Annotated in this window: 2 protein-coding genes and 1 pseudogene; all 3 read left to right on the top strand. The window is 29.1% G+C overall.

Annotation, left to right across the window (positions count from 1 at the left end):
* The first annotated feature begins 454 nt into the window (after positions 1 to 454).
* On the top strand, positions 455 to 1504 hold the full coding sequence (locus tag AC1DSB_RS17060; RefSeq protein ID WP_477587184.1) for a hypothetical protein: 1050 nt from the start codon (positions 455 to 457) through the stop codon (positions 1502 to 1504).
* Positions 1505 to 1506: 2 nt separating this feature from the next.
* On the top strand, positions 1507 to 3393 hold the full coding sequence (locus tag AC1DSB_RS17055; RefSeq protein WP_477587183.1) for an McrB family protein: 1887 nt from the start codon (positions 1507 to 1509) through the stop codon (positions 3391 to 3393).
* A pseudogene (locus AC1DSB_RS17050) lies at positions 3377 to 3584 on the top strand (DUF2357 domain-containing protein); the annotation flags it as partial. The gene AC1DSB_RS17055 and the pseudogene AC1DSB_RS17050, both read left to right, overlap by 17 nt.

The following is a 3584-nucleotide window of genomic DNA, read 5'->3' as shown; positions in this document are numbered from 1 at the left end:
GCAAAATCCACTATCACCGCGGCATCATCAAAGAAGCCAACAATCAGTGCCTACGATACGAAGACCCTTACGGCATCCACCAACTGCCCCTCGACGAACTCGTCGGCGTCTTTGTCCTGGCCTAACCCTTAAAGAGCACAAAAAACCTCTTTAGCCATTCAACTAAAGAGGTCATTTACCACGAACAGGTAACTTTAGTATATTCACTTCTTCTGAAATTGGAATTAACTCCTCCCGCTCAAACCCCAACTTCTCATAAAGCCGTCACTGCAGGAACGAAAAGAGCAAAAATAGGATGCTGAGGGTGTATTGTACACTGGCATCCTATTAATGTTGCTTGTTAACATGAAGAAATAATTAATGAATTTAATAGTCGGTTATGAAATTTCTAAAATTTTCAATATTTCTCAACTTCTAATTTTTTAAGTGTTAAAATAGTAGAAAAGATTTACGAATGATGGAAGAGTTAGTGAAAAAAGCCGGAATAAAAATATCTGGTTTTAGGCCAGGAACAATTCCGAAAAACTCAAAAAAACTTGTAGCATCTACAGTCACAAATAATGTTAACATAAAAAAACTTGACGCACTTAAATATGAACCACAGAGTAAAATCACCGAAAGATATAATTTTAAGGAAATGTCCGTTACAGACTTCTTAGACATTGATGACATACCCTTCGGAATAATATTAAGTTATTTAATAACCAATGACAAAAAGCCTGAGGCAGAAGAATTATTTGAAATTATGAGAAAGAGAAATACTGATGATGAACTAGAAGTATTAGAGCAAAAGAGAATTAACAATTATATTAACAATTTTATGAATGAATTGGAAAAAAGAAGTAATGAAAAAATAAATAATGAAGAAAAAAAAGATGAAAAAAAAATGTTGAAAATGGAGTTGAAACTAAATAAAACTAGTAAGTTATATAATAAGTTACAAGAAGAACTTTCTACATATAAATTAAAAACCAAGGAACAAATAAAATTATTGTCTATAGAAAATCATAAATTGAATCAACAATTAATAGTTCTACAAAAAGAAAAAGAAAAAAACGATGAAGAACTAATATTACATGAAAAAGAGAAGATTAATATTTTCAAGGAAAGTAGTAAAAAAGTGGAAGAATTGAAGAATGAGAATAATTTTTTAAAGGGTAATGTGGAAGAACTTGAAGAACAATTGAAAAATGTGAAGCTTTCTAATAGGCATAATGGAAACAATTTAAAAGAGGTTCCAGAAGATTCATCTAAAAAAATATTGTTAATTGGAAATCCATTTAATGAAAAAATTTTCCAAGACATAGAAATAGAAGTTGATTTTATAGAGAAATTTGAAATAGAAAGTACCAACTTAAATATTTATGAAGAAATAATCTTTCTTTCTTACAGAGTAGATGAAACATTCTATTTAAAACTAAGTAAAAGTAATCATAAAATAAAAAAAGTAGAGAACTTTTTGGATTTGAAAAAAGAATTATTAAAATATAAAAGGGTTGTGTAAAAATGAAAGCAAAGAGATGGGATGCAAGACTATTAGGAAGATTAGTTGGAAATAGTGAAATAGATAATCAAACCGTATTTGTAAATACTAATAATACATTACAATTTTACATAAAAATAATTTCCGAATCGCCAAGTGATTTTCCGATAGATGTGAAAATTGTTACTTGTTATTCTGATTCAATCAGCCAGTGGGGTTTTGATGACGATTCTACACTTAGTGAATACGAGAGAATTGAGAGAATAAAAGAATTCCTAAGAGATTCATTATTGATTTTTCAAGTTGAAAAAAGAATTTCAGACTTTAGAGAATATTTTATAGCAACAAATATTACAATAACACCCAAGAAAGATTCTTATAGTACAAATATGACATTTATCCCAATTCCAATTTTCACTTCTTCTGAAGAAGTTGACAAGGATGWATTCGAAAAGAGACTTTTAACAAACAAATATGTTGGACATAACAATTCAGTCTCAAAAGAAGATGAAGATACGCCAAGTTTTGTTGTTTGGAAAGATGAAGATAAGGGCTTTATAACTTATGGAGAGTTTGACAGTCATAGATATGCACATGGAGGATTCTTATATCTGTCGGAACAAGAATTAAAAAGAATAGAACTTGATCAAGAACTTATTCAAGAAATACATACTTATGAGGATAAGTTATTTTTCATTCCCTATAGTTTACATCAAGAAATTTATAATAGGTTAAAACAAGGTGATGTTATCTCAAATATTCCGCCAGAAACAGAAAATCCTGATAAAGAAAATAAAGAAGAGGAAGAGAAAAATTCTGAAATAGAATTTATGACATATTTTAAAGAAAAAACAAAGGAATTAGGTTTAGTATATTCTGATGTTGATTTATATAATTTTCATATTGCAATGAAAACACAGTCCTTGGTTATATTGTCTGGGATGAGCGGGACAGGTAAATCTCAATTAGTTTCAGCGTATTCCAAGGCATTAGGGCTTGCCCAATCACATCTGAATTTTATATCTGTTAGACCTTCTTGGACAGATGACTCAGATTTAATTGGATATCCAGATACACTAAATAATGTATATAGACCAGGCGATTCCGGGTTAGTAAATACATTAATAAAGGCGGAAGCAGATGAAGAATCAGAAAATCTTTATATTGTATGTTTTGATGAAATGAATTTAGCCCGAGTTGAGCATTACTTTGCTCAATTTCTATCAGTTCTTGAAACTGACACAAGAATATTAAAATTATATAATGAAGATTTGCAATATCGTTTTTACAATGGTGAACAATATAGATCAAGTCTTGTAATAAAAGATAATGTTATGTTTGTGGGTACAGTTAATATAGATGAAACGACACATAATTTTAGTGATAAAGTTCTTGATAGAGCAAATGTTATTAAACTCGAAGTATTAAACTACGCAAATCTTTTAGATATAGAAGTGAAAAAAAGTAAACCGCGAGAACGAGTGGTTACAGCAAAAGAATATTCAAGTTATAGAAATAAAGATAAAAAAATCAGTTTAGAATATGAAGAATTGAATTTATTGTGGGATATTCATAATGCATTAAAAAATACTAGCGAAAAATTAGGAATCGGTTTAAGAGTCATTAAGCAAATTGACAAATATTTAAAAAACATTCCTAGTGATTGTCCATTTAGTAGACAAGAAGCTTTGGATGTACAAATTGTTCAGCGGATAATGACAAAAATTAGAGGATCTGAAGATGTTTTAAAACCTCTTATAGGTGATTATATTGAGCAGCAAGACACGGTAACTAATAGTATCTTATTTGAGATATTTGATAGGTATAATACATTATCTGATTTCACTAAAACTAGACTTGAAATTATACAAAAGTCTAAGGAGATTAACCGTAATGGATTTACCATTTGAATTATACATTATTAATGGATATACAAAAAAAAGAATCCAAAAATTTACTACAACGCAAGAAGAGATTAAAGATTTAAGTGAAAATGATATTGTTAAAGTAACTGAAAATATAGATCTGTCAATTATATTTATTAATTCGGGAAATAGTAAATTATATATGGATGGATTAGAAACTCTACCGGAATCACAAG

It is taken from the genome of Paenisporosarcina sp. P4_E4_2 (assembly GCF_056401595.1).
Note: the sequence above shows the minus strand (reverse complement) of the source record. Positions and strands in the feature narration are given on the sequence as shown.

What these genes read in the sequence shown, in the direction of transcription:
- AC1DSB_RS17060 (WP_477587184.1), top strand. Translation starts at nt 455, where the DNA reads ATGATGGAAGAGTTAGTGAAAAAAGCCGGAATAAAAATATCTGGTTTT.